This is a genomic window from Acinetobacter sp. AHP123, assembly GCF_023757925.1.
GTDB lineage: Bacteria > Pseudomonadota > Gammaproteobacteria > Pseudomonadales > Moraxellaceae > Acinetobacter > Acinetobacter oleivorans.
This window is the reverse complement of the sequence record NZ_CP092454.1, coordinates 604,852-630,331: the sequence shown is the minus strand read 5'-3', so window position 1 is coordinate 630,331 and position 25,480 is coordinate 604,852. Positions and strand designations below refer to the sequence as shown.

Annotated in this window: 21 protein-coding genes and 1 pseudogene; 7 read left to right on the top strand and 15 right to left on the bottom strand. The window is 39.8% G+C overall.

Annotated features, from left to right (window positions below):
• Positions 1 to 130: 130 nt before the first annotated feature.
• Genes tatC through MJX77_RS02975 form a run of 3 tightly spaced genes read right to left on the bottom strand, consistent with a single transcriptional unit; the run spans position 131 to position 1,563 of the window.
• Positions 131 to 901 (bottom strand): twin-arginine translocase subunit TatC, encoded by a 771-nt coding sequence (gene tatC, locus MJX77_RS02985; protein ID WP_252060524.1) that lies wholly within the window; start codon positions 899 to 901, stop codon positions 131 to 133.
• The gene (gene tatB / locus MJX77_RS02980) at positions 898 to 1,332 is read right to left on the bottom strand and encodes a Sec-independent protein translocase protein TatB (RefSeq protein ID WP_252060523.1); all 435 of its coding nucleotides are present in this window, start codon (positions 1,330 to 1,332) and stop codon (positions 898 to 900) included. Before tatB ends, tatC begins: the two co-directional genes overlap by 4 nt.
• 12 nt (positions 1,333 to 1,344) lie before the next feature.
• Positions 1,345 to 1,563 carry a Sec-independent protein translocase subunit TatA gene (locus MJX77_RS02975; RefSeq protein ID WP_002114991.1) on the bottom strand — a complete coding sequence of 73 codons (219 nt, stop codon included), beginning with the start codon at positions 1,561 to 1,563 and terminating at the stop codon, positions 1,345 to 1,347.
• Positions 1,564 to 1,814: 251 nt separating this feature from the next.
• Between MJX77_RS02975 and MJX77_RS02970 the strand changes: the two genes are divergently transcribed.
• Positions 1,815 to 2,690, top strand: a complete 876-nt coding sequence (locus MJX77_RS02970) for an AEC family transporter (RefSeq protein ID WP_111855520.1) — start codon at positions 1,815 to 1,817, stop codon at positions 2,688 to 2,690.
• A 245-nt stretch (positions 2,691 to 2,935) separates the two neighbouring features.
• On the opposite strand, the gene rdgB is transcribed toward MJX77_RS02970, so the two are convergent.
• The 7 genes from rdgB to MJX77_RS02935 form a co-directional block, all read right to left on the bottom strand.
• Positions 2,936 to 3,562 carry an RdgB/HAM1 family non-canonical purine NTP pyrophosphatase gene (gene rdgB / locus MJX77_RS02965; protein ID WP_151682928.1) on the bottom strand — a complete coding sequence of 209 codons (627 nt, stop codon included), beginning with the start codon at positions 3,560 to 3,562 and terminating at the stop codon, positions 2,936 to 2,938.
• A 174-nt stretch (positions 3,563 to 3,736) separates the two neighbouring features.
• The gene (locus MJX77_RS02960; protein ID WP_013198993.1) at positions 3,737 to 4,324 is read right to left on the bottom strand and encodes a tetratricopeptide repeat protein; all 588 of its coding nucleotides are present in this window, start codon (positions 4,322 to 4,324) and stop codon (positions 3,737 to 3,739) included.
• Positions 4,321 to 4,914 carry a methionine biosynthesis protein MetW gene (gene metW / locus MJX77_RS02955; protein WP_001217230.1) on the bottom strand — a complete coding sequence of 198 codons (594 nt, stop codon included), beginning with the start codon at positions 4,912 to 4,914 and terminating at the stop codon, positions 4,321 to 4,323. The genes MJX77_RS02960 and metW overlap by 4 nt, the downstream gene beginning before the upstream one ends.
• A complete protein-coding gene (gene metX, locus MJX77_RS02950) occupies positions 4,914 to 6,074 on the bottom strand; it encodes a homoserine O-succinyltransferase MetX (RefSeq protein ID WP_049837917.1) in 1,161 nt (386 codons plus the stop codon). Before metX ends, metW begins: the two co-directional genes overlap by 1 nt.
• A gap of 83 nt (positions 6,075 to 6,157) precedes the next feature.
• On the bottom strand, positions 6,158 to 7,855 hold the full coding sequence (gene leuA, locus MJX77_RS02945; RefSeq protein WP_107880700.1) for a 2-isopropylmalate synthase: 1,698 nt from the start codon (positions 7,853 to 7,855) through the stop codon (positions 6,158 to 6,160).
• 458 nt (positions 7,856 to 8,313) lie between these two features.
• On the bottom strand, positions 8,314 to 8,997 hold the full coding sequence (locus MJX77_RS02940) for a Fe2+-dependent dioxygenase (RefSeq protein ID WP_199944983.1): 684 nt from the start codon (positions 8,995 to 8,997) through the stop codon (positions 8,314 to 8,316).
• Positions 8,998 to 9,104: 107 nt separating this feature from the next.
• Positions 9,105 to 11,393: a TonB-dependent receptor gene (locus MJX77_RS02935; protein WP_252060522.1), complete on the bottom strand. Its 2,289-nt coding sequence runs from the start codon at positions 11,391 to 11,393 to the stop codon at positions 9,105 to 9,107.
• A gap of 414 nt (positions 11,394 to 11,807) precedes the next feature.
• Here MJX77_RS02935 and tig point away from each other — a divergent pair, with 414 nt between their 5' ends.
• From tig to MJX77_RS02915, 4 genes are all read left to right on the top strand, one after another.
• On the top strand, positions 11,808 to 13,142 hold the full coding sequence (gene tig, locus MJX77_RS02930) for a trigger factor (protein ID WP_252060521.1): 1,335 nt from the start codon (positions 11,808 to 11,810) through the stop codon (positions 13,140 to 13,142).
• Positions 13,143 to 13,335: 193 nt separating this feature from the next.
• On the top strand, positions 13,336 to 13,941 hold the full coding sequence (gene clpP, locus MJX77_RS02925; RefSeq protein ID WP_003654845.1) for an ATP-dependent Clp endopeptidase proteolytic subunit ClpP: 606 nt from the start codon (positions 13,336 to 13,338) through the stop codon (positions 13,939 to 13,941).
• A 105-nt stretch (positions 13,942 to 14,046) separates the two neighbouring features.
• The gene (gene clpX, locus MJX77_RS02920; protein ID WP_005302193.1) at positions 14,047 to 15,360 is read left to right on the top strand and encodes an ATP-dependent Clp protease ATP-binding subunit ClpX; all 1,314 of its coding nucleotides are present in this window, start codon (positions 14,047 to 14,049) and stop codon (positions 15,358 to 15,360) included.
• Positions 15,361 to 15,514: 154 nt separating this feature from the next.
• The gene (locus tag MJX77_RS02915) at positions 15,515 to 16,231 is read left to right on the top strand and encodes a DUF2846 domain-containing protein (RefSeq protein WP_005302195.1); all 717 of its coding nucleotides are present in this window, start codon (positions 15,515 to 15,517) and stop codon (positions 16,229 to 16,231) included.
• A gap of 24 nt (positions 16,232 to 16,255) precedes the next feature.
• Here the strand turns inward: MJX77_RS02915 and MJX77_RS02910 are convergent, their stop codons facing one another.
• From MJX77_RS02910 to MJX77_RS02890, 5 genes and pseudogenes are all read right to left on the bottom strand, one after another.
• Positions 16,256 to 16,810, bottom strand: a complete 555-nt coding sequence (locus MJX77_RS02910) for a DUF2059 domain-containing protein (protein WP_252060520.1) — start codon at positions 16,808 to 16,810, stop codon at positions 16,256 to 16,258.
• 141 nt (positions 16,811 to 16,951) lie between these two features.
• Entirely contained in the window at positions 16,952 to 18,478 is a 1,527-nt protein-coding gene (locus MJX77_RS02905) for a fumarate hydratase (RefSeq protein WP_002115045.1), read from the bottom strand.
• 228 nt (positions 18,479 to 18,706) lie between these two features.
• Positions 18,707 to 20,851, bottom strand: a complete 2,145-nt coding sequence (gene pta / locus MJX77_RS02900; protein WP_252060519.1) for a phosphate acetyltransferase — start codon at positions 20,849 to 20,851, stop codon at positions 18,707 to 18,709.
• A gap of 41 nt (positions 20,852 to 20,892) precedes the next feature.
• Positions 20,893 to 22,095 (bottom strand): acetate/propionate family kinase, encoded by a 1,203-nt coding sequence (locus MJX77_RS02895; RefSeq protein WP_191900508.1) that lies wholly within the window; start codon positions 22,093 to 22,095, stop codon positions 20,893 to 20,895.
• Positions 22,077 to 22,197: pseudogene (locus MJX77_RS02890) on the bottom strand (hypothetical protein). Before MJX77_RS02890 ends, MJX77_RS02895 begins: the two are co-directional and overlap by 19 nt.
• Positions 22,198 to 22,855: 658 nt before the next feature.
• Between MJX77_RS02890 and edd the strand changes: the two are divergent.
• Entirely contained in the window at positions 22,856 to 24,709 is a 1,854-nt protein-coding gene (gene edd / locus MJX77_RS02885) for a phosphogluconate dehydratase (protein ID WP_252060518.1), read from the top strand.
• Positions 24,710 to 24,729: 20 nt separating this feature from the next.
• Positions 24,730 to 25,359, top strand: a complete 630-nt coding sequence (gene eda / locus MJX77_RS02880) for a bifunctional 4-hydroxy-2-oxoglutarate aldolase/2-dehydro-3-deoxy-phosphogluconate aldolase (protein ID WP_252060517.1) — start codon at positions 24,730 to 24,732, stop codon at positions 25,357 to 25,359.
• Positions 25,360 to 25,480: the final 121 nt, after the last annotated feature.

Sequence of the window (25,480 nt, the reverse complement as noted above, 5' to 3'; positions counted from 1 at the left end):
TGGACTGGAAATGACACTTTTCTTACATTTTTAAGTCACTTTGAAGACAGTTTATTGCTTTATAGATTAAAAAGTGGTCTATATAAAAAAGCCTGAACTTAGAGGTTCAGGCTTTTTCTTAAATATTATTTTATTCAGCAGATTGAGCTTTTCTTTTCTCAAGAATTTTACCGAACAATAATCCAAGTTCGAAAAGCAACCACATCGGGATTGCCAACATCACCATAGAAATTGCATCTGGTGGGGTAATGAACATCGCTACAAAAAAACAGCCCACAATGATAAAACGTCTTTTTTCAGCAAGACTTTTTGTATTTACCACACCAATTAAAATCAGTAGAAGCGTCGCGATTGGAATTTCAAAAGTGACACCAAAAACTAAAAACAGCTTTAAGCAAAAGCTTAGGTAGCTATTAATATCCGTCATAGGTGCAACAGTTTCAGGCGATACACTAATAAAGAAATGTAAAATTGCAGGAAGTGTAATGTAGTATGCAAAGGCAACTCCAGCATAAAACAAAACAATACTACCGATGAGTAATGGCAGCGCTAAATGACGTTCTTTTTGATATAACGCTGGGCGGACAAAAGTCCAGATTTCATAAAGAATAAATGGCATTGCCAGCACAAGCGCGACAAATAAATTGAGCTTAAAAGGTGCCATAAAGGTTGCAGTTACATCTGTTGCAATCATTGACGATGATGCTGGAAGTTGCAGTCTTAAAGGTTCAGATAATAATTGGTAAGTATTATTTCGAAACGGTAATAAGCAAAAGAATAAAAATAATGTTACCCCGACAATCCTAAATAAATGACGTCTTAAAATGACCAAATGATTCATGATTGGCATTTGGTCTAAATTTTCTTGCGTATTTACAGTCGTTGAAGGCAGTTGGTTCATACGGCAATCTTCAATTTAACGGGAGGTGTTTCTAAAGTGTCGCTTTCAGATACCAAAGGTGTAAATTTGGTAAGAAAGGGCACTTCATAATGACCCGATACAGGGGAGTACATCGTAGACTGAGATATAGTTTCAGCTACCTCAGTTTTTTCTGAGTTGTCTGAAGTAGTCTGTTTTTGTATTTCTTCAAGTTGTTGTTGTACTTTGCGTTCTAGTGCTTCAATGCGGTTGAGTTCTTCTTGCATTTCTTTTCGAAATTCAGAAAGACGCAACTCTTGATCAATCTCATTTTGCAAATTGGTAATATAACGTTTTAGGCGAACATACCAGCGACCAGCAAAGCGTGCGGCTTCTGGAAGTTTATCTGGGCCTAAAACTAAAATTGCAATAATTGCAAAACAGAGTAGCTCTGTCATTCCTACATCAAGCATGGTGGAAAACCTTTAGCTTTTCACTGATGTGCTGTCAGGGGTTTTGACTTGGGCATCAATTGTACGTGGAGTATTAAGAGCAGTAGTTTCGTCTTCTTCACGAACTGATTTTTTAAAGTCTTTTACTGCACCGCCTACATCTTTACCGATATTTTTTAATTTAGATGTACCGAATAATAAAATAACGACAATTGCAAAAATAACGACGTGCCAAATAGATAAACCGGCCATGATCTTATACCTCTTTTCAGTTTGCTTTATATCAACAGGTTGCCATGACAACAATGTGACATTTATATGTCATTTTTAAGACAATAACCGTCAGTCAAAATCTAAAAGGGTAATTCTATAAAGGCTGTCTTTAATTTTTATTTTGGAGAGAGCTGAGAAAGTGAAGCTTAAATTACTTGAAATGGAGAGTACATTTCACTTTGAAAAGGTGTAGCATAACAACCTGATTTTGATGGGTGAGAGGAGAAAACGTGGCGTTATTATTGCCAATATTGGCGTTTATCACTGGACTTTTACTTGCTCAGACTTCTCTTTCAGAAACGATAAAACCTGTTCTTTCAGCTTGGCTTGCCCGCTTACTGATTCCAGTTGTGATTATTTACAACATGGTATTTTATCAGCCGGGTAGTTTGAGTTTGATGCTCTTTAGCTTCGGTTCAGCATTTCTTATTTTCTTTGCTTATTTAGCTTTATTTAAAGACAGATTATTAGCGCTTTGCGTGAGTTATACCAACATGGGCTGGCTCGGTTTTCCTTTTGCCATGGCTTTATTTGGCCCTGATGCTACGGCTCCAATTGTTGCGCTATATATTGGTATGTCTCTTTTTGGAAATGCATGGGCTGTTACGGCAGTCACTACAGCACCACAAAGTAAGCTTAATATATTAAAAAAGGTTTTAACTTCTCCACCGTGTATTTCAATCTTTTGCGCGCTTGTGCTCAGGTTGTTAGGTGCTCAGCATATCGAGCATCCTGCCATACATTGGGTGTATGAGGTTGCCAAGTTTGCAATGACATTTGCTGGAATGTGTGTATTGGGAATGTGGTTACGTCGTACTCGAGTGCATTTAAAAGACTTAATCTACAGCACCAAAGCTCAAGCATTTAAGGTGGTGTGTGGACTTATTCTTTGTGGCTTAACTTATAGATTTCTACCGATTCCAAATATAAGTCAGCAAATTGGTGTGATGTTTTTAATGTTCTGTCTGCCACCAGCAGCCAATATTGTAGCGCTAGAAACACATTATCAAGGAACAGGAAGATCTGCGGCTTATATCGCCTCAGGGACGATTGTGAGTTGTGTATGTATTGCGATTTATGCAGTATTTTTGCATCTTTATTTCTAAGTAAGATAATTAGATTAGGCTGCCTTTGAATAGTGGTTATATGCTTATTTTGTGTATGTAAGCAATACTTTACTTTTGTTTCGTCAAAAGTAACAAAACCATTTGTCGAACTGACGACACATCCTGAGCGATTCCCGAAGCACTGCTTTGGGAATCAGCGCAAGGCAGTGACGGGCGACATCCATGTCGCCTAGCACGATAGCAAATGGCTTTAAAGTTAAACTAAATAAATACTATATAAAGTTTTACTTCTGCAAACTCTCTCTAAATAACTGCATCGCTTGTCCACGATGACTAATCTTATTCTTGTCTTCTTTAGAAAGTTCAGCGCTAGAAACTTGTAGCTCAGGTAACCAGAATAGTGGGTCATAACCAAAGCCATTTTCACCACGTGCAGCTTCTAAAATTTCGCCGTGCCAGATGCCTTGGAAAATTTGTGGCAAAGGATCTTCAGCATGCGTTACTAAGGCAAGTACACACACAAACATGCCTTCAATCACTTCACCATTTTTACGAAATGGCAAAAGATCATTTAATAATTTGGCATTGTTCGCTGCATCATCACCGTGTTCTCCAGCATAGCGTGCAGAGTAAATGCCTGGTGCACCGCCTAAAACAGGAACACAAATACCTGAGTCGTCAGCCATCGCAGGTTTACCTGAAATTTTAGAGGCATGACGAGCTTTAATAATGGCATTTTCAATAAAGCTTAAGCCATCTTCAATTGCATCCGGAATATTAAGGCGACCTTGAGGAATAATTTCTACAGGTAACTTAAGCTGTTCAAAAAGTTTTTCAAACTCAGCGACTTTACCTTTGTTATTGCTGGCAAGAACTAAACTGCCCTGATCAAACCAATGTGGGGTAGACATAATAAAACCAAACTTTATAGCGAATATCGAACGTGAGTTATGTTACGTGTTTTTTAAGAGGGGATATAGAGGGAAATAAATAGAATATAAAATGGGACAACCTAAACTAAAGCCACCTTGTAGAGCATACAAGGTGGCTTTAGTCGAGTAAGGTTTTTTACGGATGAACCGTTATTATTGTGCTTGAATCCATTTGTCTGCACGGTCACGCGCTGTACGGATTTGTTCTTGAGTTAAGTTCGCCGCTAGAGCAGTTTTCTTACCTTCAGATAGGCTAATCACTTTATTATCGAGCATGCCATCACGAGTTGAAAGCTCATACCACTGGTAAGCACCTACGTAGTTTTTCTTTTGCTCTTCCATCATCGCGAGGTTGTAGCTTGCACGGTTATCACCATTGCTTGCTGCTTTTTCAAAGTATTTACGAGCCATTGACTCATCTTTTCTAACACCAATACCGTCGGCGTACATACGACCCACGTTGAGTTGTGCTGGCGATAAACCTTGATCAGCTGCTGCTTTAAACCATGCGAAAGCTTGTTTTTCGTCTTTTTCTACATCTTTACCATATTGGTAGTGTGTACCAAGGTAAAATTGCGCGCCTGCTTGACCAGCTTTTGCAGCTTTCTGAAGGTCATTAACCCCCATTGTTGAAAAGCGTGCAGCCTGACTCGCAACCGATTGTGGCTGGGCGATATAATCTGCATGAGCCTGCATACTTAGCAGTCCTGCAAATAGTGTGCTAAATAATGTCTTTTTCATAGTGCACTCACTCGATAAATAGCGACTTCACCAAACAAATTAGGAACATGTTTGCTTAACAGGCTTCCCTGCTGATTTCCATTGACGGCGAGTCGATTAATAATTTGTATCTGATTTTCAGCACAGAGTGCTTCGAAATCTTTAAATGTACATAGATGAATATTGGGGGTGTTATACCACATATATGGTAAAGCATCCGATACAGGCATCATTCCTTTTAATGCAAGAAAAGAACGAGTCTTCCAATGCGCAAAGTTCGGAAAAGTAATAATTGCCTGTTTACCCACACGCACCATGTCTCTTAATAAAACATCCGGTGCATCTACGGCTTGCAAAGCCTGTGCCATAACCACATAGTCAAAAGACTGGTCAGCAAAACGGCTCAAACCGAGATTCAAATCTTGTTGAATAATATTTAACCCGCGACTGACGGCAATTGCAATCTTTTCTTGATCAATTTCTAAACCATAAGCACGAATTTGATGCTTTTGGCTCATATGAGCGAGTAATTCACCATCACCACACCCTAAATCGAGTACGCTTGAGCCGGGTTTAATCCACTTTTCTGCCAGTTGTTGATCAATACGCATTAACTTGCCTCCAGTGATGTCGATTTTAAGTGTTCTTCACCGCCTAAGAAAGCGCGCATGGTTTTGACATACAGTGGAATCGGGAATAAGAACGAGTCATGGCCTTGCTCAGCATCAATATCGAGATAACTTACAGGCTTATGATTGGTAATAAGTGCATCTACAATTTCTTGAGAGCGACTAGGGGCAAAACGCCAGTCTGTTGTAAATGAGACAATCAGGAACTGACATTTGGTTTTACCCATCGCTTCTGTTAACGAATGATTGTATTCACGTGATGGGTCAAAATAATCCAAAGCTTTGGTCATGATGAGATAAGTATTGGCATCAAAGTTACGGCTAAACTGTTCGCCTTGATAACGAAGATAGCTTTCGACTTGAAACTCGACATCAAAACCATACATAAATTTGCCAGATTTTAAATCACGGCCAAATTTTTGTTTCATGGCTTCTTCTGAAAGATAGGTGATATGACCGACCATGCGAGCCAAAATCAGACCACGTTTCGGGTAGCTATCATTTTCTAAATAACGACCATGATGGAAGTCTGGATCAGATAAGATCGACTGACGTGCAACCTCATTAAATGCAATATTTTGTGCTGAAAGCTTTGGTGCGCTGGCAATAATCACACACTTTTGTAAGCGGTCAGGATAGTCTACTGACCATTGTAGTGCTTGCATGCCCCCTAATGATCCACCCACAACTGCATACCACGCATCTACACCTAATAGGTCAGAAAGCATGGCTTGGGTTTTGACCCAGTCGCGTACCGTTACTAACGGGAAATCCGGTCCATAAGGGCGATTATCATTTTCAGGATTTGGTGACGTTGGACCAGTTGAGCCGCTACATCCACCAATATTATTGAGCGAAACTACAAAAAACTTATTTGTGTCGATTGCTTTACCCGGGCCAATACAGCTATCCCACCATCCAGCTTTTTTATCATCTTCATGGTGATAACCCGCTGCATGATGATGTCCGGAAAGAGCATGACAGATTAAAATGGCATTTGATTTATCTGCATTTAAAGTGCCGTAAGTTTCAACCATTAATTCAAAACGTGGCAAAACACGCCCACATTCAAGATGTAATGGTTCTTCAAATTGGAACTTTTGCGGAGTGACTAACCCCACTGAATCAGCTGGAAAAGACACGGGAACATTTCGCCTTTTAAATCTTTCAGGAATAAAAAGAAAGGATACCAAGCTAGGTATCCTTTCAAAAGAGTTTTTTTAAATTAAACAGCGGCGGCAACAACCTGATCTGTACTTAAAACGCCTTGATCAATCAAACGGTTAGTACATGCAATAATTGCTTCAATCGATGAGGTGACGGTATTGTCATGAACACCTGCACCAAATGAACCTTTACCGGTACCTTTGACTTGAAGTTCGATCAAGGTTAATGCTTTCGCATTTGCACCTGAACTAATACTACGTTCTTCATAGTTCAATACGTCAATTGGTAATTGAAGCGCATTTAAGAATGCAGAGATTGGTCCGTTACCTTCACCGCGAAGTTGTTGTGTTTCACCTTCAACATCAACATCAAGTTCGATAATTTGAGTGCCATTAATGTCAGATAATCTGTAGTTTTTGACTGTGTAATGGTGGTTTTTCACATCAACATAAGTGTCTTTAAACAAGGTCCAGATTTCTTTTGCATTAATTTCTGTACCATTATCATCAGCATATTGTTGAACAACTTGGCTGAATTCGATTTGTAAACGGCGAGGCAATACAACGTTGTAGTTCGCTTCTAATAAGTAAGCGATACCGCCTTTACCAGACTGACTATTTACACGAATAACTGCGTCATAGTCGCGGCCCAAATCTTTCGGGTCGATTGGCAAGTAAGGCATATCCCAGATTTCTTCGTTTTTCTGGTACTCAAAGCCTTTTTTGATTGCATCCTGATGTGAACCAGAGAATGCAGTAAATACCAAGTCGCCTGCATATGGATGACGAGGGTGTACCGGTAAACCAGTACATTCTTCAACCGTTGCAATCACTTCATTAATGTTAGAGAAATCTAACTCTGGCGCTACGCCTTGGGTGTACATGTTCAATGCAATTGCTGCAACGTCAACGTTACCTGTACGTTCACCATTACCGAACACACAACCTTCAACACGGTCAGCACCCGCCATAATCGCAAGTTCTGATGCAGCAATACCACAGCCGCGGTCATTGTGACAATGAACAGAAATGATCACGCCATCACGACGTGCCAAATTACGATGCATCCATTCAATTTGGTCTGCATAAACATTTGGTGTAGAAACTTCTACAGTCGCGGGTAAATTTAAAATCACTTTATGGTCAGGACGTGCATCCCAAATTTCTGTGACGGCATCACAGACATCTTTAGCGACTTCTAATTCAGTTGCAGAGAAACACTCTGGGCTGTACTGGAAAATCCAGTCAGTTTGAGGATATTGCGCCGCATATTCTTTAACTTTTTGAGCAGCATTAATTGCTAATTGTTTTGCGCCATCAACATCTACATTCAACACCTTTTGACGGAAGGTTGGAGAGTTAGAGTTATAAATATGCACAATTGCGCGTTTAGCACCTGCCAAAGATTCAAAAGTACGTTCAATTAAATGATCACGTGCTTGAACTAAAACCTCAATGTATACGTCATCAGGAATATGATTTTCTTCAATCAACATGCGAGTAAAATCGAAGTCAATTTGAGACGCGGAAGGGAAACCGATTTCAATATGTTTAAAACCGATTTTTACAAGCATTTTGAACATTTTGAATTTTTGTTCCATGTTCATCGGTTCAAAAATTGCTTGGTTACCGTCACGTAAATCAGTACTCATCCAGATTGGCGCTTTCGTAATTTCTTTATTTGGCCATTGGCGATCTGGTAAATCCACTCGTTGGTACATACGGCGGTATTTTTTGCTTGGGTCAGCCAACATCATGAGAAAACTCCTTGTCTCGTAGCGCAGTTGCTCTGGATATATTTAAAAGGCAACGTCTCTACTTAATATATGGTATCTAATTCAGAAAAATTAAAGGGAATTTCAAAGTGCTGCTTTAGAAAGCAGACAAAATTTTTATACGCGCGCTTGGCGCAGCATCAGGAGTTGCGGATGATGTCTTGCTTGAGTAGGCTGGGCAAACAAGTAATTCGTTTTCATCTCTAGACCGTGAAATAATAAGTTTGATGGTTTGCTGGTAATCTTGATATTTAGATATATCACATCTAAACAATGATTACACCTTGTGCAAAATTCTTATCGTAATTTTAATCTCAGAAATTAGAAAATAATTTTCTAATTTTGCGCAGTTTTATATTTATGAGAAAATAATTTTCATATTTTTGCCAAATTAAGGTAAAAGAAATTATATGATCTCAATAAGGCAAAAATAAATGTAGTTATAGCTCTGACCACATTCGAATTAAATTATGATAAATGTTGGTGAGCTTCATGACTTCTGGATAGTTGTCGCCGTGTGTTTTACGTAATTCTCTAATACTTTCATCTAAGTTAAATAAAAGATGGCGTTTACTATCGTCGCGTACCAAACTTTGTACCCAAAAGAAAGAGGCAAAACGAGTACCTGAAGTAATACTACTAACTTCATGCAGGCTAGTAGACGGGTAGAGCACCACATCACCTGCGGGTAATTTGACTTCGTGATAACCATAAGTGTCTTCAATAACGAGGTCACCACCTTCATATTCATCAGGTTCGCTTAAAAATAGCGTACAAGATAAATCGGTGCGGAGCTGCTCAGAAGTGCCACGGATAAGACGAATTGAGTTGTCCACGTGAAAACCGAAGCTTTCATGTTCATCATAACGATTAAAAAGTGGTGGAATAATTTTGTGGGGTAGAGCCGCAGCCTGAAACACTGGATTTTGCCAAATTGCTTTAATGACAATATCACTTAAATGATGAGTAAGCGGGTCTTGTTCAGAAAGCTGCTGATTTCTTTTAACAGAAGCAGATAAGGTCCCAGCCGTCACTTTTCCACCTACCCAATTGGCTTCTTCCATAAGTTTACGAAACTCGGCAACTTGCTCTTTGCTTAAAACATTGGGGATATGATGAATCACAGCAAACACCTTTTAATATAGATACTTCATTTGTAAAAATAGCCTCGTGATGAGGCTATTTTATATGAAATTTGATTAATTCCATAAATAAATTATGGAATTTAAACTTAGTACTTAAAGTTAATCGCTAAAACTGCATTACGGCCATTACCTTCAAACGCGTAGTGAGCCGCATGTGCGCTAGTGAAATAACGCTTATCAGAGATATTGTTGATGTTAAGCTGTAAATTTACGTTCTTGTTCACGTCGTATTTAGCCATCGCATTATAAATAGTATAGGTTGGCAAGTATTTTGGAGCAGTTGTGTTCACAAAAACTTGATCACGATATTCAACACCGGCACCTAAAGTCAATTGAGGCATAACTTTATACGTAGACCATAAGGTAGCACTGTTTTTCGCTACAAATGGTAATGGTTTACCTTCTTGAGCAATGGCATTGTAAGCAGCTTCAGTGATTTCGCTATCTAGATAGCTATAGCCTGTAGATACATCCCATTTGTCAGTAATCTTTCCGTTCAAGCTAATTTCAAATCCATCAACTTTACTTTTACCTGCATTTGCAGTTGTTGTAGGATCGATTTGGATGCGAGTATTTTGCTTTTCAGTACGGAAAACTGCTGCTGTTAAGTTCGCACGATTATTAAACAAATCCCATTTTGTTCCAAGTTCAAAAGTACGAGCTTCTTCTGGTTTTAGATCATTTGCACTCGCACTTGCAGCACCTGAGTCGCTAATAGAATCTGAACCTGTATCACCTTCAGCGAGCACACCTACTGGGTTTGCTGACGTAGCATAGCTTAAATAAATACTACCATCTTCTGTTGGTTTAAAAACTAAACCAGCTTGGTAAGAGAAGTAATCTGTATCACTTTCTAGTTTATCGCCAGCTTTATGAGGTGTACGTCCACCTACGTCTTGATTGTATTTTTTCTCAGTGTCAAATTTATCCCAACGAACACCTAAGTTAAGTAACCATTGTGGATTAAATTCGATACTATCTAAAGCATATACACCTACATTATGACTACGAGTGGTCGATTGTGCTGTAATAGTTCCACGTTTGTCTGTGAATGCACCATTTCCTGGATTATTTAAACTCGTACACCAGCCATTTGCTACAGCAGCGGCTGAAGTACAGTTTTGAATGTTGCTGTCTAAAATGGTTGAGGTAGTTTCACCAGCAGCATTAGTAAAGGTATGTACACCTTGATCAGTTTCTTGGAAGCTCCATTCAGTACCGACATTAAAAGAATGTTTTAATGAACCAGTATTAAATTTACCTCTTAAAGAAAGTTGATCGCTATAAGCATCGCTATCCAAAATACGACTTAAAGCACGACGAGCGATTGTGCCTCTGTAAATATTACCCTTAGAGTCATCAGCATTCGTATAAACATAATCAGATTTAGATTTGTTGTAAGTTGCTACATTTGACAAAGTAAGATTTTCATTAAAATCATGTTCTAATTTAAACGTACCAATATGGTTCTCACGTTTATCGAAATCACGTGCTTTCCAGCCATAGTAGGTACCCGCTTTTACATCAACAGGTTTACCATCACCAGGAGTTACAGTAACTCCAGCTGGAGGAGTCGTTGGATTTGCGTTGTTAAACGGAATACCTGCATCAGGTTCATCATTACTACGTAAATAGTAGTAGCTCAGTGTTCCGCGAGTTGCAGTATCTAGGCCAAATGCAAGACTTGATGCAATACCAGCACGAGCATATTCTGCGCCGTTACTTTGACCAGCTTTTTCATTTTCATGACCCATAATAACAACACGACCAGCAACACCGTTACCAAAGTCTTTGTTGGCATCGAGTTGGATATGTCGATAGTTGTCAGTACCACCTTGAACACTACCTTGGTAAACGTCACCTTCATGAGCAACTTTAGGGATTAAGTTGATACTTCCACCTACGCTACCACCACCACCAAGGGCAGAAGAAGAGCCCTTAATAACTTCAACTTGTTCAATGGCAAACATATCGCGGCTTTGTGAAGTTGTATTGCGAACACCATCAACATAAATAGAAGATTGACCGCTATAACCACGAATGTAAGGCATATCTGTAAACGGGGTACCGCCTTCACCTGCACCTAGCGTAATACCAGGTTCATAGCGTAATGCTTCGAGTAGGGTATTAGAGTTTGTATCTTTAATTAATTTTTGAGAAAGAATAGAGACTGATTTTGGTGTGTCTTTGAGGGGAGCCACGAATTTAGAGTTTGCTGACTGATCTACTTTTAAAGATTCTTCTTGAGTCGCTTGAGCATGAATCGTTGGTAATTGTGAAATTGCTTCTTGTGCCATGGCTGTTGTTGCAATCATTGATAACGAAGAAGCTATCGCAGAAGAAACAATTTTTTTACGTGTTCTAATCAAAGACATGACTTCAGGACTCTAAAACTAAAAGGTTATGCGAATAATAATAATTCTTATTTATATGTACAGTTTGTGTTAATTGGATTTGCCAATTGAATTGTGAAGGAAAAGTGAATGATTGAATGGTGAATTGTACTTTTATTTAGCTAATCTACTGATTCTTAGTAATTGTTTGTAAAAGCGATTAAATTTAGATTTTGATTGTAATTTTAGATTTATGAAGAATAACTAAAAAATTAGTTTTAGTTAATGCTTTATGAAAAATATTTAAAGAATCATAAAATTACTGTGAAATTTACGAGAATAACGAGGCTAACTTAAATGAAGTGATCGGTTAATTTTGTATATCTTGAAAGTTGTCATATAATACAGCACTTTTAAAAAAACTGTTCCTACTCACTAATTTTTATCGAGGAAGCCATGCAAGTAACGACTGAAGCGGTTTCGGGCGTTGCCCGTCGTTTAAATGTGTCTGTACCGACGAGCCGTATTAACGAGCAATTTGAAGCTCGTTTGAAACGCACTGCCAAAACTGTGAAGATCAACGGCTTCCGTCCAGGTAAAGTACCTGAAAACGTTGTTCGCCGCGAATATGGTGCAGGCATTTATCAAGAAGTTGTAAATGACATCATTCGTGATAGCGTTTTTGAAGCAATTCAACAAGAAAAAATCAATGCGGTAGGTATGCCGAACATTGATAAAGTTGAACATAAAGAAGATGCTTTAGTTTTTGAAGCGACTGTAGAAATTTATCCAGAAGTTGCAGTACAAGCATTCGACGGTTTAGAAGTTGAACGTAAAACAGCTGAAATTAAAGATGCTGACGTTGATGCTATGATCGAAAACTTGCAAAAACAACGTCAAACTTGGGCTGTTACCAAGGGCATGGCGAAAAAAGACATGCAAGTGACTTTTGACTTTGAAGGCACTATCGACGGTGAGAAGTTTGAAGGCGGTTCTGCTGAAGACTTTAAACTCGTATTAGGTTCAGGTCGTATGATTCCTGGCTTTGAAGACGGCATCGTTGGTATGAAAGCTGGTGAAGAGAAAGTAATTGATGTTACTTTCCCAGAAGACTACCAAGCTGAAAACTTGGCTGGTAAAGCAGCTCAGTTCAAAATCACTGTGAAGCAAGTTGAAAAATCAAAACTTCCAGAAATTGATGCAGAATTCTTGAAAATCTTCGGTGTAACTGAAGAAGAAGGCGTTGAGAAATTAAAAGCTGACGTTCGTAAGAATATGGAACGTGAAGTTCGCAATGGTTTACGTAACCAAGTTAAACAAGCTGCTTTTGATGCACTTGTTGCTGCGAACGAAGTTGAAGTTCCAACTGCAATGGTTGCTCAAGAAATTGACCGCCAACGTCAACAAATGGTTCAACAATTCACTCAACAATTTGGTGGTGCAGGCGCGCAATCTTTTGACAAGAGCATGCTTCCTGACGAATTGTTCAAAGAACAAGCAGAGCGTTCTGTTAAGCTTGGCGTATTGGTAAGCAAAGTTTTAGCTGATGCTAAACTTGAAGTTGACCAAGCTCGCGTTGATGCTTACATCGACGACATGGCTTCTTCTTACGAAGATCCAACTGAAGTGATTGAATACTTCAAAAATGATGCTCAACAACGTGCTCAAATCGAAGCAGTTGTATTAGAAGATCAAGTTGTTGATCACATCTTAGCTGGTGCTAAAGTGACTGACAAAGCTGTATCTTATGATGACTTATTGAAAGAACAACAAGCTCGCCGTATGGGCTAATCTTTTAAGAAGTCAGAAAAAGGCGCTTTAGGCGCCTTTTTTGTTTTTCTTTATGTGGTCAATTTGAGTGCGACATTAAGTACTTAGGTATAAATAATATAATATTTCAGTGCGAACCTTTTGCAATTTGAGAAATTATCCCGCATATTGTTGCCATAGGTTAAGTCACAAAAAATTTAGGAATAAATAACGTATGTATGTTCCAACAATTGAAAATGCTTTAGTTCCTGTTGTGGTTGAACAATCTTCTCGCGGCGAACGTTCTTTTGATATTTATTCACGACTTTTACGTGAGCGCGTCATTTTTTTAACAGGTGAAGTTGAAGACAATATGGCAAATCTAATTGTTGCCCAAATGTTGTTTTTAGAAGCTGAAAACCCTGATAAAGATATCCACCTTTATATCAACTCTCCAGGTGGATCAGTGACAGCGGGCATGGCTATTTATGACACGATGCAGTTTATTAAACCTGATGTCGTCACATATTGTATGGGCCAAGCTGCTTCAATGGGGGCATTCTTATTAAATGCTGGTGCTAAAGGCAAACGCTATTGTCTAGAAAATGCCCGTGTCATGATTCACCAACCATTAGGTGGTTTCCGCGGTCAAGCATCGGATATTGAAATTCATGCGCGTGAAATTCTATTTATTAAAGAACGTTTAAACCGCTTAATGGCAGAGCATAGTGGTCAAGACTACGAAACTGTTGCTCGTGATACTGACCGTGATAACTTTATGACAGCACAGTCTGCTAAAGAATATGGTTTGGTTGATCAGGTGTTAAGTAAGCGTCCATAAGGACCTTCCTATATAAATAACTTGAGATGTTGAAAAAGATCTCCATTTAGTTATTTATGCAGTGCATCTTGCCCTAATATTTAAGATTCTATTTGTGGAGTGAATATGTCCGAACATCCTCAAGGACAAAAACATTGTTCATTTTGCGGTAAAACGCAGTCTGAAGTCGGGAAACTGATTGCAGGTGAGGACGCATATATTTGTAATGAGTGTGTGGATGTCTGCTTAGACCTTGTACAAACCAGCCAACAGGTTGAAGCAGGGGACTGGGCGAGTAAGGCATTGCCAAAACCACATGAAATACGTGCTGCGCTTGATCAATATGTAATTGGTCAAGATCTTGCCAAAAAGACATTATCTGTTGCGGTTTATAACCATTATAAACGCCTAAAAGTTGGTCATAATGGCCATGTGTCTAAAGAAGTAGAAATTGCTAAAAGTAATATTCTATTAATTGGACCTACAGGTTCGGGTAAAACTTTACTTGCGCAAACATTGGCTCGCCTTTTAGACGTTCCATTTGCAATGGCAGATGCAACGACATTAACCGAAGCTGGTTATGTGGGCGAAGATGTTGAAAATATTGTACAAAAACTTTTGCAAAAAGCAGACTACGATGTAGAGAAAGCTCAGAAGGGCATTATCTATATTGACGAGATTGACAAGATTACTCGTAAATCTGAAAACCCGTCAATTACGCGTGATGTTTCTGGTGAAGGTGTACAACAAGCATTGTTAAAAATGATTGAAGGTACAGTGGCTTCTATTCCTCCGCAAGGTGGACGTAAGCATCCGCAGCAAGAGTTTATCCAAATTGACACTTCGAATATCTTGTTTATTTGTGGTGGTGCATTTTCTGGTTTGGAAAAAATTGTACAGCAGCGTCAAGAGAAAGGCGGTATTGGTTTTACAGCTGATGTTAAAAACAAAGATGAAACCAAAAAACTTGCTGAATTGTTCCGTCAGGTTGAACCAACCGACTTAGTGAAATTTGGTTTAATTCCAGAATTCATTGGTCGTTTACCAGTGATTGCGACACTTGAAGAGTTGGATGAAGAAGCATTAATGCAAATTTTGACTGAGCCAAAAAATGCATTAACTCGCCAGTATCAATATCTTTTCACTATGGAAAATGTTGATCTGATCTTTGAAGATTCTGCATTGCGTGCTATCGCGAAGAAAGCACTTGAACGCAATACTGGTGCACGTGGTTTACGTTCTATTATGGAGAACGTGCTGCTTGAAACCATGTATGATTTACCAAGTCGTACTGATGTTGGGACAGTCATTATTAATGAAGCAGTCATTAATGGTGAAGCAGAACCTGTTTATAAAGCAGAGCGTCAACCTAAAGAAGCTGCAACGCATGAAAGTGTTGCTAAGGCAGATTTAAAGGTTATTGATTCGAAGTCTGCATAGAGATTTCATTCATCTAAAAAGCATGAATCGCGCGAGTGATTCATGCTTTTTTTGTTTTCAATTTATGTGCGTGGTGTTAATCTTAAAAATACAAAATACGCATAGTTTTGCGTTGTAAAAAATAAATCAAAAACAAAACGCTTTGAGGGATGCCATGCGTTATTTAATCGTATCTTTGTGCTGTGCCGGACTGTTTGTGGGCTGTCAAAGTTCATCTCATTTAGAAAAAAATACGGGTGAATTGACTGCGACCTTACCTAAAGTTGATGTTGAAAAAGAACCTGGTTTATTTGATCAATATCATGTGGGTGGTTTTGCTGTAGGTGGTTGGGTTAATCAAAAATTGGGTCAGACTTTTGTTCCAGTCAAACCACAAAATCAACAAGCTGCTGTTGTTTATCTTTACCGACCAGACACGAAATGGAATCGTCAGGAAATTGCGGCGATAAATCTCTTTGTGAATGGCAAACGCATTCCGAGTCTATTACATAATCATTATTACTGGATTGAATTGCCCGCAGGAACTTATCGTCTTTCTGCAAGCCGGCCTCTACTTGGTATTCATTTTCAAGAACCAAAATATATTGATATCACTGTTGAGGCGGGAACGTCTTATTATTTGAAATATGATGAAGAGAACAAAATGGACCGTGGTGAACACACTGGCCCATTTATGTTAATGCAAGACAATATTGGACGTAGAGAGATAGCATTTACTGAGCTTAAATCTTCTAGCTACAACTTTGTGGCTGAAGATGCTTCAGGCAAGATCCGTCATAAACCACAGGAATTAAAGCCAGCCAAATATGATGAAAAATCAGATGTACATCTGATTAAGCCATTTAAATTATGGAATCCTTTAACTTGGTAATAGCCTACAAAAGATAAAGAAAAGTTAAGACTTTTCTTTATCTTTCATGAGTGGGGCAAGAATTTTAAGCATTTCTTCTTGCATATGATCCCTTGCTTTAGGGTCATTAAAGGTCTGTTGTCCCAACTCCATCATGTATTCTGAAATTTGCCCCATAATTTGCACGTTCTTGCGTGTAATTGATAGGCCTTCAGGAGTTTTTAAAAACTTCAAATTTGCTTGAACTTCCTCTTCAGTATAAGTCTTAAGATAAATATCCTGTAAAGCTTGAGCGGTTTTTGGGTTGCTAATGAGCTGATTGCTCGAATCTTTCAAAAGTAAGCCTAACTTTTTCGCGGCCTCTTTTTCTTTTGGACCTAAAGTTTTGATACCCGTGATATTACTAACGATCTGTTCTGCCTGTTGATCATAGTAAGGCGTTAATTCATTAATTGATTCTTTAAGCAGGTAATCAATCTGGCTCATTTGCATGAGTTCTTTGACTGAACTTAATTTGGCAGGAGAAGCAAATAAGCTTGTGGTAATACAGCTTAAGCAGAGACTGATCGAAAGATTTTTAAGAATAGGGCGAATAGTCATGAAATGACCTATATTCAATATATGGCGAGAGAGTGCATTTATTAATAGCACAGATTGAAGAAGTAATTGTTACAATTCTTTTCAGATTTTAAAATAAAAAAAGAATGCAAAAAAAAGCACCGAATTCGGTGCTTTTCTTGATTAGCCTGCAGCAGCGTCGACTACTGGAATTTTTCCAATTTTCGCTTGCCAGATTTTTGGAGCTACTGCGTGAATTGAAGTACCGTTTACATCAACTGCAACAGAAACAGGCATATCTTCAACTACGAATTTGTAGATTGCTTCCATACCTAAGTCTGCAAACGCAACAACTTCAGCTTCGCGAACAGCTTTAGATACGAGGTAAGCCGCACCACCAACTGCCATTAAGTAAGTTGCTTTGTTGTCTTTGATTGCTTCAATTGCTGTAGGGCCACGATCAGCTTTACCAATCATACCGAATAGACCAGTATGCTCGAGTACTTTACGTGTGAATTTGTCCATACGTGTTGCAGTTGTAGGACCAGCAGGACCAACGACCTCATCACCCACAGGATCAACTGGACCAACGTAGTAAATAAATTTACCTTTAAGATCAACTGGTAATTCTTCACCATTGTCGATCATTTCAACCATACGTTTGTGCGCAGCATCACGACCTGTGTACATTGTACCGCTAAGAAGTAATGTGTCGCCTGGTTTCCAAGAATCCATTTCTTCTTGAGTAATGGTATCAAGGTTTACGCGCTTAGATTGTGAAGAGTCCCAAGTTACTGAAGGGTAGTCTTCAAGTTTTGGTGCTTGAATATGAGCTACACCTGTACCATCAAGCTGGAAGTGAGCATGACGAGTAGCAGCACAGTTAGGGATCATACCAACTGGTTTACCAGCAGCATGACATGGGTAATCTTTAATTTTAATGTCAAGAACAGTTGTTAAACCACCAAGACCTTGAGCACCAATACCAAGTGCGTTTACTTTTTCAAAGATTTCGATACGAAGTTCTTCGATTTTGTTTTCTGGTCCACGGCGAAGTAATTCGTCCATGTTGATTTCTTCCATGAGCGCTTCTTTAGCAAGCATCATGGCTTTTTCAGCAGTACCACCAATACCAATACCGAGCATGCCTGGAGGACACCAGCCTGCACCCATTGTTGGAACAGTTTTAAGTACCCAATCAACAATCGAGTCAGATGGGTTAAGCATTGCAAGTTTAGATTTGTTTTCTGAACCGCCACCTTTAGCAGCAACAGTAATATCTACTTTATTACCCGGAACGAGTTTGTAGTGAATTACAGCAGGGGTATTATCTTTTGTATTTTTGCGACCGAATGCTGGGTCAGCAAGTACAGATGCACGAAGAACGTTGCTGTTTTCAAGGTAACCTTGGCGAACACCTTCGTTTACCGCATCGTCTAAGCTCATTGTTAAATCAAATTTAACATCTAAGCCCACTTCAAGGAAAACGTTAACAATACCAGTGTCTTGGCAAATTGGACGATGACCTTCCGCACACATGCGAGAGTTAATTAGAATCTGTGCAATTGCATCCTTTGCGGCTTTGTTTTCTTCGCGATCATAAGCACGGCTCATCGCTTGGATAAAGTCTTGCGGGTGATAGTACGAAATAAACTGTAGGGCGTCCTTGATCGATGTAATCAAGTCATCTTGTTTGATAATCGTTGTCATACCAGAAAATCTCTTGAGCGGGCTGTTAGCTAGCGGGCTAAATTATATGACAAAAAGACAGTGTTGTGGGAGATTGGTTGATCTTTTGACCGAAAGTCGCATAAGACGATATTGAAGTGATTTAAATACCAGAAATCGGAAAATTATTTATTTTTGAATAACTAAAATAAAAAAAGCCATTTGAGCGGACATCAAATGGCGAGAGGTAGTAAAGGTTAATTATATTAATTATTTGGCAGTGGCTTGCTGTTCTGCCTGAATTGCGGTTAATGCAATGGTAAAGACGATGTCATCTACCAATGCTCCACGAGACAAGTCATTAACAGGCTTGTTTAGGCCTTGCAGCATTGGTCCAACGCTCACAACATTTGCAGCACGCTGTACTGCTTTGTAAGTGGTATTACCCGTATTTAAATCTGGGAAAATAAATACATTTGCACGGCCAGCAACGCGTGAGTCTGGTGCCTTTTGACGTCCCACACTTTCAACTGAAGCTGCATCGTATTGAAGTGGACCATCAATTAGTAAATCAGGACGACGTTGCTGAGCAATTTGAGTTGCTTGCTGTACTTTTTCGACATCTGCACCTGTTCCAGAAGTACCAGTTGAGTAGCTGATCATGGCAATACGTGGGTCAATCCCAAAAGCTTTCGCTGAGTCAGCCGACTGAATTGCAATTTCAGCAAGTTGCTCTGCGGTTGGATCTGGATTAATCGCACAGTCGCCATATACATAAACTTCATCTGGCAAAAGCATAAAAAATATTGATGAAACCAGTGAATAATCAGGGGCTGTTTTAATGAGCTGGAATGCTGGGCGAACCGTATTGGCCGTGGTGTGTACCGCACCTGAAACTAAACCGTCGACTTGATCTAAAGCTAACATCATGGTGCCAAGCACAACAGTATCTTGAAGCTGTTCTTTCGCTTGAAGCTCGTTGAGTTTACCTTTACGTAGCTCAACCATTGGTGCAACGTATTGATCACGAATACTATCAGGGTCAACAATTGCCAATTCAGCAGGTAATTCAATACCACGTGCTTTTGCAACATCCTGTACTACATCTGGTTTAGCCAGCAAAATACAGTCAGCAATACCACGTGCCTGACAAATTGCCGCAGCTTGAATGGTGCGTGGTTCATCACCTTCGGGTAGAACAATTCTTTTTTTCGCTGCAATCGATTTTTGCACCAGTTCGTGACGGAAAGCTGATGGCGACAGGCGAGGGGTAGCAGCATTGTTGCTGTGCTGCTTAAGCCATTCAACATCAATATGACTTGAAACAAAACGAGTCACTTGCTCAGCACGTTCAGTATCATCTGTTGGAATTTCATTACCAAAATTAGATAAACGCTGAGCGGTTTCAAGTATGTTTAAACGGGTATGTAAAATCGGCAACCCTTGTTTAATCGCACTTTGACAAAACTCTAAAAGTTCTGGTGCCGGCGCTTCTCGTTCTGTAAGTACTAAACCTGCTAGAGGAATACCATTGCTCGTTGCCAAACTACTTGCGAGTAAAACGTCGGTACGCTCAGATGCGCTAATAATCAATTCGCCTGCAATAAATTTATTCAGTTCATATTCAATGCTTGAAGCAATTAAACTCGAATGCAAAATACGACGGGTTTTCGCTTCACCTTGATGTACCCATTGCCCATCAATGACATTTGCAATATCGAGAGTTCTCGGTACGCTTAGCGTGTTACTAAATGGAACCAAACCAATAATTGGTAAATCGCTAGAGCCAAAATAACGATTATATTTTTGCAGTTCGGTCGTAAATTTTGCGATTTCTTCATTCGGTCGTAACGATGGATCAAAAGCAACAGGAATTTGTGCTGTTTCTTCAGTTAATCCACGGGTACGCATAAAGAGTACGCCCGCAGTACGATTTGAAGCTGCTCCACCGAACTGGCGTAAATGAGCATCTACTTTTTCTGCGGCTTTTTTCGGGTTTTGAATATCTGCTGTGCTGACCAGCACGACTTCTGCATCAAGTGCTTGTGCAAGACTTGCGTTGAGCTCACTGGCGAAGTGGTCTTGTCCGTTAGGTAATAAGCCTTCCACAATAATGACATCGTGGTCTGCTGCAACGCTACGGTGGAGGCTGACAGCCTCTTCAAGTAATTCATCTACTTCCCCAGCGGCAATAAGCTGAGTTAATTTTTCATGCGAAATAGATTGAACGGTTTTGCTTTGAAATAGATGACCAAATAATGAAGTGGTTCGGTCAAGATGCTCTTGGTCTTCTTGAGAAAATGGTTTTAAAAAGCCAGCTTTAATCCCGTTGCAATCAAGTGCGTAAATCATGCCTAAACAGGCAGAGGTTAAGCCAACCCCTTCGCCTGTAGGAATCAATAAAATTGTATTCATATAAACCTATAAATAAATATCGAGTTTTCGCTGAGCTCTAATTAAGCAAGGCTTGCTACAGATGCTGTATTTTCTGCCGCTTCAACAACTTGACGAGTTTCTTTGGCAATGCGACCTTCTTCATCTGTTGGAATGACCCAAATTTGAGGACCAGTTCCATTGTCGATTCGGCCTTCAGTGCCACGTTTTAGGTTGTTGTTTTGATCTTTATCAAGCTGCAAACCAAAATGAGGTAAATAAGCTAAGGTTTTTTCACGAATATAAGCTGAGTTTTCGCCAATACCACCCGTGAAGATTAAGCCGTCTAAAGTTGGTAAGCCACAGCTTAATGCAGCAAGTGATTTTGCAAGGCGATAGCTAAACACTTCAATTGCAAGACAAGCATCTTCATTACCATTTTCAGCAGCTTCAATCACTGTACGCATGTCATTAGACAGTTGAGATAAGCCTAGTAAGCCACTTTCGTTATTTAAAACTTTATCAATTTTTGCTAAATCCCAACCGAGGTTTTTCGCAAGGAAACTATGTAAGCTTGGGTCGACGTCACCACTACGCGTTCCCATCACCACACCTTCAAGTGGAGTAAGGCCCATAGATGTATCAACACTTTGTCCATTCCAAACTGCGCAAGTTGAACTGCCATTTCCTAGATGCGCTGTTAACCATCCACCTTTTTTCAGGTTGCCTGCAAGCTCACTTGCTTTGTCAGATACATAAGCATGGCTCGTACCATGGAAGCCATAACGGCGGACGTTGTGGTCAGTATATAAAAACTTAGGAATTGCATAACGGTATGCATGCGGTGGCATGGTCTGATGGAATGCAGTATCAAATACGGCAACCTGAGGTAATTCAGGAAATAGGCGTACGGTTGCGTCAATACCAATTAAATGTGCTGGGTTATGAAGCGGAGCCAAAGGCGTTGCCGCACGAATACGTTCAATAATTTCAGGAGTGAGTAATTCTGCTTTGGTTAAACTACCACCGTGTACAACACGATGTCCGATGGCTTGCGGTTTGTAGTTGGCAAGACGTGCAAGTAAAGTTTCTAAAGCTTTGGCATGGTCAGCATAAGGAATTGAAAGTTCAAGTGGTTCACCACCAACTGTAACTCCCTTAATACGAGCGTCAGCTGCCCCCAAGTTTTCTGCTAAACCGTAAATACGGTCTTCACGACGCTCTGAAACCAGTGCGTATTTAATAGATGAAGAGCCGCAATTGATAACTAATACTGATATAGCCACGTTGAAATACCCAAGTCCTGATTTAAAATAGTTTTCCTAACTTCCTGTTCAAGATGTATTATTTTTTTCATACAGATTGAACGGGTTGTCATGTTTTAACATGTGTTGTTTTTCTGTCCAAGATAGACTTTAGCCCATTAGACTTAAGCACTATCGACCATCAAATTATTTGTAACTAATATTTGTCCAGTATAAAGCTTAACCACTGTATTCCTTGTTTTTTTATATGCTTAGAAACGAGTTTTTTGTATATATTTATGAAAAAATAACCCCGAATGAAGCATGTGTTTTAAATGCTAGAAAACAAACCTTTATTGAATAAGTGAGTTGGTTCTTTAAGTTAAATTTTAAGCATATATTACAAATAATATACGTAATTGAAATTAAGTTTTGATGGTATTTAAGGGCGTTAAAAAGAACCTAATATGGATTTATAAGTACTAAAAATTAGAATGAAAAGCTCATCATTTATATAGTATTAAATATATTTTATTGTGTTGATTTACAATAAATTTACCGTATTTTTGAGATTTTGTTTAGCTGTAAATATACCTAAATATTAAATAAGTTTTTTGTCTAAAATATAAACTCGTTATGTCTTTAAAGCTTGTACTGAGGCCATTACAGCCACATTGGCTGGGGTTGCATGTCGCTTTTTGCCTGAATAATATTGTTCATCCTTTTTTCAAATGATTATAAAAATATATCATTTGGTCTATTTTTCTTTTCCGGCTTATCCGGTTGTACAGGAGCGTCCAGCATGGACTTGCCGAATCCAATATTGGCAAAAGTGACCGAGCGTGTAATCGTCCGTAGTCAAAAAACTCGTTCTTCATATTTACAACGTATTGAACATGCACAAGGCAAATTTCCTGCTCGTGGGGCACTTTCATGTGCCAATCTGGCTCATGGTTTTGCCAGCATGGATGACAATGAAAAATTAATTATTAAAGTTGGCCGTGAACCAAATATTGGCATTGTGTCGTCATATAACGAAATGCTGTCGGCTCACGCACCGTATAAAACATTTCCAGATTTAATTAAAACAGCCGCTCGCGAAAATGGTGGCGTGGCACAGTTTGCAGGTGGTGTTCCTGCGATGTGTGACGGTATTACCCAAGGTAATGCTGGCATGGAACTATCTTTGTTCTCTCGTGAAACCATTGCGATGAGTACAGCGATTGCATTGTCTCATAACATGTTTGACGCAGCTTTATGTCTTGGTGTTTGCGACAAGATCGTGCCGGGCTTGCTCATTGGTGCTTTGCAGTTTGGCTATTTACCTACTATTTTTGTGCCAGCTGGCCCAATGACCAGTGGTCTATCTAACGATGAGAAAGCTAAAATTCGCCAGCAATTTGCAACGGGTCAAGTTGGTCGAGATGCTTTGTTAGAAGCTGAGTCAGCTGCTTATCACGGACAAGGGACTTGTACTTTTTACGGTACAGCCAACAGTAACCAGATGCTGATGGAAGTCATGGGCTTACATTTGCCAAGCGCTGCATTTGTTCATCCTCACACACCATTACGTGATGCACTGACCGCAGAAGCTGCGATTCGTGTACTTGATTTAACCGTTGAGCGTGGAAACTACACGCCGATTGGTCATGTTGTCGATGAAAAAGCAATTATAAACGGCATCGTGGCGTTACTCGCTACAGGTGGTTCAACCAATCATACTTTGCATTTAATTGCGATTGCTCGTGCCGCTGGCATCTTGATTGACTGGGATGACTTCGATGAATTGTCAGCTGTTGTTCCATTGCTCGCAAAAATCTATCCAAATGGTAAGGCCGATGTAAACCATTTCCAAGCTGCGGGTGGGGTTGCTTTCCTTATTCGTAACTTACTTGAAGCTGGCTTGTTGCATAACGATGTAACGACAGTGGCTGGTAAAGGTTTGCAGCATTACACCAAAGAACCGAAATTGATTGACGGTAAGCTCACTTGGGTTGACGGTGTGGTTCAAAGCCTTGATGACAAAGTTCTACGTAGCATTGATGCGCCGTTTCAACCAGATGGTGGCTTGCGTTTGATGCAAGGTCGCCTTGGCCGTGGTGTTATCAAAATTTCTGCTGTTGCGCCAGAGCACCGTAAAGTTAAAGCTCCAGCAATCGTGTTTGATTCTCAAGAAGCAGTACAAGCAGCGTTTGATCGTGGTGAGTTACACCGAGATTTTATTGCGGTTGTTCGTTTCCAAGGTGCGCGTGCTAACGGTATGCCTGAATTACATCGGTTAACGCCTGTGTTAGGTGTTTTACAAGATCAAGGTTTTCACGTTGCTTTAGTTACTGATGGACGTATGTCTGGTGCTTCAGGCAAAGTTCCTGCGGTGATTCATTTATCTCCAGAAGCCTTGCTAAATGGGCCGATTGCTAAAGTTCAAACAGGCGATATGTTGATTATTGATGCTGAGGCTGGCGTACTCGATGTTGAAATAGATGAACAGACTTGGCAGTCGCGTCCTGTTGCACAGCCAGAACATCAGGCAGAAAACGAAGTTGGTTTTGGCCGTGAATTATTTGGTGTTTTCCGTGCTGCTGCTGCGCCAGCTGAACATGGAGCATCTGTATTTGGTGCATTGGTTGGTGAAATTTTACCAGAGCAGATTTGAGTCAAAGGAACTGAAAAATAATGATTAAAATTGAAGATATCGTCAAATTAGGTCCAGTCATTCCTGTATTGGCATTTGATTCTGCTGAGCAAGGTGAAGATGTATCTCGTGCGTTGCATGCTGGTGGTGTAAAAGTCCTTGAAATTACGTTGCGTACTGCTGCGGGTCTTGCTGCTATTGAGCGTGCGAGCCAATTGGCGGATGACATTGTGGTAGGTGTAGGAACGATTACCAAGCCAGAACATTGTGCTCAAGCTAAAAAAGCAGGCGCTCAATTTGGTGTTTCTCCTGGTTTGACCAAAGATCTGCATTTGGCTGCACAAGATGCTGGCTTACCTTTATTACCGGGTGTGATGACACCAAGTGATCTGATTCAGGCGATTGAGTTAGGTTATGAGATTGTGAAGTTCTTTCCAGCTCAACAAGCAGGTGGAGTTGAGATGCTAAAAGCATTTTATGGTCCATTTCCAAACTTACGTTTTTGCCCGACTGGCGGAATTACGGCAGAGTCAGCGCTAGATTTCTTAAAGCAACCAAACGTAGTGTGTGTAGGTGGTTCATGGTTAACGCCTAAAGCTGCTGTAGCTGCACAAGATTGGGCTGAAATTACTCGCTTAGCGCAAATTGCGAGTCAGTTGAGAGCACTGTAAATGTAGTCAATATTTATAAAAAATGAAGTGCATTCTATGTGCTTTAAGGCTGTATTGAGGTGGCCAGTTTGTGCTGGTCACACCTAAATATAAAAATTTAGTGTCTTAACAGTAGGAATTA

Coding starts and splice junctions, on each gene's coding strand:
- tatC (WP_252060524.1), bottom strand. CDS start 901: ATGAACCAACTGCCTTCAACGACTGTAAATACGCAAGAAAATTTAGAC.
- tatB (WP_252060523.1), bottom strand. CDS start 1,332: ATGCTTGATGTAGGAATGACAGAGCTACTCTGTTTTGCAATTATTGCA.
- MJX77_RS02975 (WP_002114991.1), bottom strand. CDS start 1,563: ATGGCCGGTTTATCTATTTGGCACGTCGTTATTTTTGCAATTGTCGTT.
- rdgB (WP_151682928.1), bottom strand. CDS start 3,562: ATGTCTACCCCACATTGGTTTGATCAGGGCAGTTTAGTTCTTGCCAGC.
- MJX77_RS02960 (WP_013198993.1), bottom strand. CDS start 4,324: ATGAAAAAGACATTATTTAGCACACTATTTGCAGGACTGCTAAGTATG.
- metW (WP_001217230.1), bottom strand. CDS start 4,914: ATGCGTATTGATCAACAACTGGCAGAAAAGTGGATTAAACCCGGCTCA.
- leuA (WP_107880700.1), bottom strand. CDS start 7,855: ATGATGTTGGCTGACCCAAGCAAAAAATACCGCCGTATGTACCAACGA.
- MJX77_RS02935 (WP_252060522.1), bottom strand. CDS start 11,393: ATGTCTTTGATTAGAACACGTAAAAAAATTGTTTCTTCTGCGATAGCT.
- tig (WP_252060521.1), top strand. CDS start 11,808: ATGCAAGTAACGACTGAAGCGGTTTCGGGCGTTGCCCGTCGTTTAAAT.
- clpP (WP_003654845.1), top strand. CDS start 13,336: ATGTATGTTCCAACAATTGAAAATGCTTTAGTTCCTGTTGTGGTTGAA.
- clpX (WP_005302193.1), top strand. CDS start 14,047: ATGTCCGAACATCCTCAAGGACAAAAACATTGTTCATTTTGCGGTAAA.
- MJX77_RS02915 (WP_005302195.1), top strand. CDS start 15,515: ATGCGTTATTTAATCGTATCTTTGTGCTGTGCCGGACTGTTTGTGGGC.
- MJX77_RS02910 (WP_252060520.1), bottom strand. CDS start 16,810: ATGACTATTCGCCCTATTCTTAAAAATCTTTCGATCAGTCTCTGCTTA.
- MJX77_RS02905 (WP_002115045.1), bottom strand. CDS start 18,478: ATGACAACGATTATCAAACAAGATGACTTGATTACATCGATCAAGGAC.
- pta (WP_252060519.1), bottom strand. CDS start 20,851: ATGAATACAATTTTATTGATTCCTACAGGCGAAGGGGTTGGCTTAACC.
- edd (WP_252060518.1), top strand. CDS start 22,856: ATGGACTTGCCGAATCCAATATTGGCAAAAGTGACCGAGCGTGTAATC.
- eda (WP_252060517.1), top strand. CDS start 24,730: ATGATTAAAATTGAAGATATCGTCAAATTAGGTCCAGTCATTCCTGTA.